This window comes from Mycobacterium sp. ABE4_509 (assembly GCF_056160785.1).
The window spans coordinates 1-4,759 of sequence record NZ_JBSWXU010000231.1 but is presented as its reverse complement, the minus strand read 5'-3'; the positions used below and the strand labels follow the sequence as shown (position 1 = coordinate 4,759).

The window sequence follows — 4,759 nt, the reverse complement described above, 5'->3', positions numbered from 1 at the left end:
GCGCCGGGCCGGTCCCCGCCGCGCCGAGCGCGTCGACGTGGGCGGCCAGCCGAGCCACGCTGCCCAGCTCGAAGATGTCACGGACCCCGATGTCGACCCCGCACCGCGACCTGACCTCCGCGACCAGCTTGGTCGCCAGCAGAGAATGCCCGCCGAGGTCGAAGAACGAGTCGTCGGCGCCGACCCGTGCGTGGCCGAGCAGCTCGGCGAACAGCTCGGCGAGTTGGGTTTCGGTGCCCGCCGCAGGTTCGCGGAACTCGTTGCCGACCTGGATCTCCGGGTCGGGCAGCGCGGCCCGGTCGATCTTGCCGTGCGCGGTGATCGGGATCTCGTCGACCACGACGTAGCCGGCCGGCGTCATGTATTCGGGCAGCGCCGCGGCGACGCGGGCGCGGATCCGGTCGACGTCCACGGTCTGGCCCGCCGCCGGGGTCAGGTAGCCGACCAGGCTCTTGCCGAGGTTGGGGAGCTCACTGACCACCACCACGGCCTGGCCGACACTGGGATCGACGGTGATGGCCGCGGCGACGTCGCCGAGTTCGATGCGGAACCCGCGGATCTTCACCTGCTCGTCGGCACGCCCGACGAACTCGACGTCACCGTCGGCGTTGCGCCGCGCCAGGTCCCCCGACCGGTACAGCCGGGCTCCGGGAGTGAACGGGTCGGCGACGAAGCGTTCGGCGGTCAACCCGGGCCTGCGGTGGTAGCCGGGTGCGACATGGGTTCCGCCGATGTAGATCTCACCGATCGAGCCGACCGGGACCGGCCGCAGTGCGTCATCGAGAATGTGGATCGCGGTGTTGATCTTGGGGGTGCCGATCGGCACGATGCGGGTGCCCTGCCGGCCCTCGACCTTGTAGCGGGTGGCGTTGATGACCGTTTCGGTTGGTCCGTAGAAGTTGTGCAGCAACGCATCGAAGGTGGCGTGGAACTTGTCGGCGACCTCGCCGGGCAGCGCCTCCCCGCCGATCGGGACCCGACGCAGGGTGCGCCACTGGTTGACGCCGGGCAGCGACAGGAACAGGCCGAGCAGAGACGGAACGAAATGCATTGCGGTGATGCCCTCGTCACGCAGCAGATCGGTGAGGTAGCCGATATCGCGCAGGCCGTCGGGCCGGTGGATCACCAGGCGGGCCCCGCAGGCCAGGGTGCCGAACACCTCGGCGATGGACACGTCGAAACTGGGCGAGGCGACCTGCAGCAGCCGGTCCTCGGCGTCGACCTGGTAGTCCTGCTTGAACCAGACGAAGTACTCGGCGACCGGCCGGTGCGGGACCGGGACGCCCTTGGGCAGACCGGTCGACCCCGAGGTGTAGATCAGGTAGGCGGTGTTGTCCGGGCGCAGCGGGCGCACCCGGTCGGCATCGGTCGGGTCATCGCTCCGGTAGTCGTCGACACCGGTGACCGGTTCGCCGATGACGTATTTCGCGTCGCAGTCGCCGAGGATGAAATCCAGCCGGTCCTGCGGGTAGGTGGGGTCGATCGGCAGATACACCGCGCCCGCCTTCAGCACGCCCAAGGCGGTGACGACCAGTTCGGGTGACTTGTCGAGCAGGACCGCGACCCGGTCCTCTGCCCCGATACCCGCTTCGATCAGCCGGTGGGCGATCCGATTGGCGGACTCGTTGACCTCCCGGTAGCTGAAGTGGCGGCCTTCGTAGACCACTGCCGTCGCGTCCGGGCTGCGTTCGGCCTGGGCTTCGATCAGCGCGGTGATGGTCGCCGGTGGGGTGTCGAACTCGGGCCCGTGGCTGACCTCACGCAGCCAGGCGCTGTCGCGCTCCCCCATCAGCTCGAGTGCGCTCAGGGTCGAATCGGGCCGGGCCAGCGCGCTGTCGAGCAGGACGCCGTAGTGGTCGATGAGTTGCCGGGCCAGTGCCGGTTCGATGATCTCGACGAGGTACTCGAGCTCGACGAGGATCCCGTCGGTGTCGAACTCGATCATGATTCCCAGCGGCAGGTGGGTCAGGTGGGCGCGCAGGTCGGCACGTTCGCAGGTGACCCCCGGCGGGGTGAAGCCGTACCGGTCGGGGCCGCGGAATCCGAAGCTGACCCTGGTCATCCGTTCGGCGCCGTGCCGGCGGTCCGGGTTGAGCTCGCGGACCATGCGTTCCAGGCCGACACGCTGGTGGGCGAACGCGCCGATCACGGTGTCCCTGGTCTGATCGAGCAGGTCGGCGAAGGTCATGGTCGGTTGCGGGCGTAGCCGCAGCGCCGCGGTGTTGCCGAAGTATCCGATGGCGTCCTCGGTGTCGGCTGCGCGGTTGAGTACCGGGGTGGCGACCAGGAAGTCGTCGACATGGCTGTAGCGGTGCACCAGCGCCCCGAAGACGGCCAGCAGCACCGTGAAGGGGGTGGCGCCCGCCGCATCGGCCATCGCGGTGACCTTGGCGGCGACCGCGCCGTCCAGTCGCAGGGTGGTGCGCCGGGACCGCCAGCTGGTCGGAACCGCCGAGCCGGTCGGACCGGGCAACTCGAGCGGTTCGGGTGGATCGGCCATCACCGCGCGCCAGTACTCGACATCGGCCTCGTCGGAGGCGGGTGCCGCGGCCGGGGAACGTCGGGCCGCCAGCGGTTCGCCGAGGTAGGCCCGGGTGAGGTCGGTGAAGAACACCTCCCAGGAACCGTCATCCCAGGCGATGTGATGTGCCACCAGCAGTAACACCAGTTCCGTTGCACTGGTACGGATCACGGTGATCCGCAGTGGCGAATCGGCGCCGAGGTCGAACGGTGCGGCGAACTCACGCTGGGCGAGCACCTCGAGCCGCAGCCCGCGGGCCCGCTCGGACAGCTCGGTCAGGTCGTGTTCGGCCCAGCCGGGCTGCAGGTCGGTGTGCACCGCCGGCACCGGCACGCCGGTCTCGCCGCCGTCACCGCCCTCGGTGTGATAGGTCGTGCGCAACACCGGATGCCGGGACGCCACCGCGTTGACGGCTTCCCGCAGCCGGGCGGTGTCGACGGTGCCGGTGATGCGGTAGGACAGGCACACGTTCAGCAACGCGCGGCTCGGGTCGGCGTTGTGCACGAACCACATCCGCAGCTGGCCTTCCGACATCGCCGCAACGTCCGCATCGTCGTCGGCCCGGGCTGCGCTGAGTCCACGCTCGTCGAGCCTGCGGCGCAGCAACTCGAGTCGGCGCTCGGTCAGCTGTGTCGGGGTGTCCATGTCAGTCACGCAGAATGTCCACTTTCTGTGATCGCGGCGATCAGGTCGGTGCCAGTGATGCCACCGAGCAGCGTGGCCAGCGGAACGGTGTGTCCGGTGAGCCTTTTGAGGCGCTTGCGCAGGTCCAGGGCCAGCAGTGAGTCGACTCCGAGGTCGAACAGCGTGGCGTCGAGGTCCAGCGTCGTCGCCTCGGCGTTGAGTACGACGGCCAGCTGGCTGCGGACCGCGTCCGGAGCCGCCACCGGTGCGTCGTCGTGGTCGGCAGCTGCGTCCACCGCGTCGGTGGGCGTCGGGTCCGCCGGTTCGGCGCCGGTGTCGAAGAACATCCGGAGCCGGTCGGGGTCGGCCAGCAGGATCAGCGGATCGCCGGGATGCTCGGCCAGGCTCGCCTCGACGGCGCGCACCGGGTCCAGCTGGCGCAGCCCGGCGCGTTCGACACGGGCGATCTCACCGGCGTCGACGATGCCGCCGCCCTCCCACAGGCCCCAGCGCACCGAAGAACAGTGCAGGCCCTGTCCCCGGTGCCGCGCCGCGGCGACGTCGAGCATCCGGTTGGCCGCGGCGTAGCCGACTGCACCCTTGCCGCCCCACACCCCGATCACCGAGGAACACAACAGCATCCGAGCTTCGCCGTGCAACGGCCAACTGCGCACCAGCCGGTCGAGGCCGATGATCTTCGCGGCGCACATGTCGGCCAGCGCCACCCCGCTGACGGCGGCGCGTTCGGCGAAGGACGCGGTGCCCGCGGCGTGCACGACCAGCGTCGCCCGGGCACCGTTCGCCGCGGCGGCGGACAGCTGTTCGGGGTCGGTGATGTCGCATACCGGTGCTTCGATCGCGGCGCCGAGGTCGCGCAGCTCGGCGACGACGGCCGGATCGACGCCGCCGCGACTCAGCAGCGTGATGCGCCGGGCGCCGTGCGCGGCGAGGTAGCGGGCATAACCGAGCCCGACGACCCCGGACCCGCCGGTGATCACCACGTCGTCGAGCAGCCCGGAGTCCAGCCGCCACGGCGCGGCCGGTGCGGCGGTCTCGCCCAGCGTCCGGCGGTACAGCGTGCCCCGGCGAAGCGCCAGCTCGCCGGAACCGGCCAGAATCGCCGCCACCGCTGCGGTGTCGGCGGTCGTGGCCGCCGGCAGGTCGAGATGGTGGAAGTTCTGGTCGGGATGCTCGAAACCGATGCTGCGGTGCATTGCCGCCAGCGCCGACTGCACCGGATCGGCGAGGGCGTCGTGGCCGCTGACGGTTTCGGCGCCGGCGGTCAGCAGCCAGACGTCGCGGCAGTGGGGGCCGATCGCGCCGGCGTAGTCCAGCAGTCCGGAGTCGACACGGTGCGCCAGGTCGGTGATGGCCGCGGCATCGTCACCGCCGGCCCCCGGCGGCGCCACCACGACCAGCACCTCGGCCTCGGCGGGGTCGGCGAGCAGCACCCCGTCGTGCTCGATCAGGGTTTCGAGCAGCTCCTGTGGGTGCGGACCCGATCCACCGAGGTCGAGCAGCGCGACCCGGCAGGCGGCGCCCCGCGGGCCGGCGACCGCCGGTTGGGCGCGCCACATCTCGGTGGCGACAGTCATTCGCGCGACGGGCCCGAGC

General features: G+C 70.9%; 2 protein-coding genes. Both read right to left on the bottom strand.

What is annotated here, in order from left to right; genetic code table 11:
- On the bottom strand, window positions 1-3,166 hold a 3,166-nt coding region (locus ACXAID_RS27025; RefSeq protein ID WP_475025253.1), incomplete at its 3' end, for a non-ribosomal peptide synthetase.
- A gap of 5 nt (window positions 3,167-3,171) precedes the next feature.
- A partial coding sequence (locus tag ACXAID_RS27020) for an SDR family NAD(P)-dependent oxidoreductase (protein ID WP_475025252.1) occupies window positions 3,172-4,759 on the bottom strand: 1,588 nt, incomplete at its 5' end.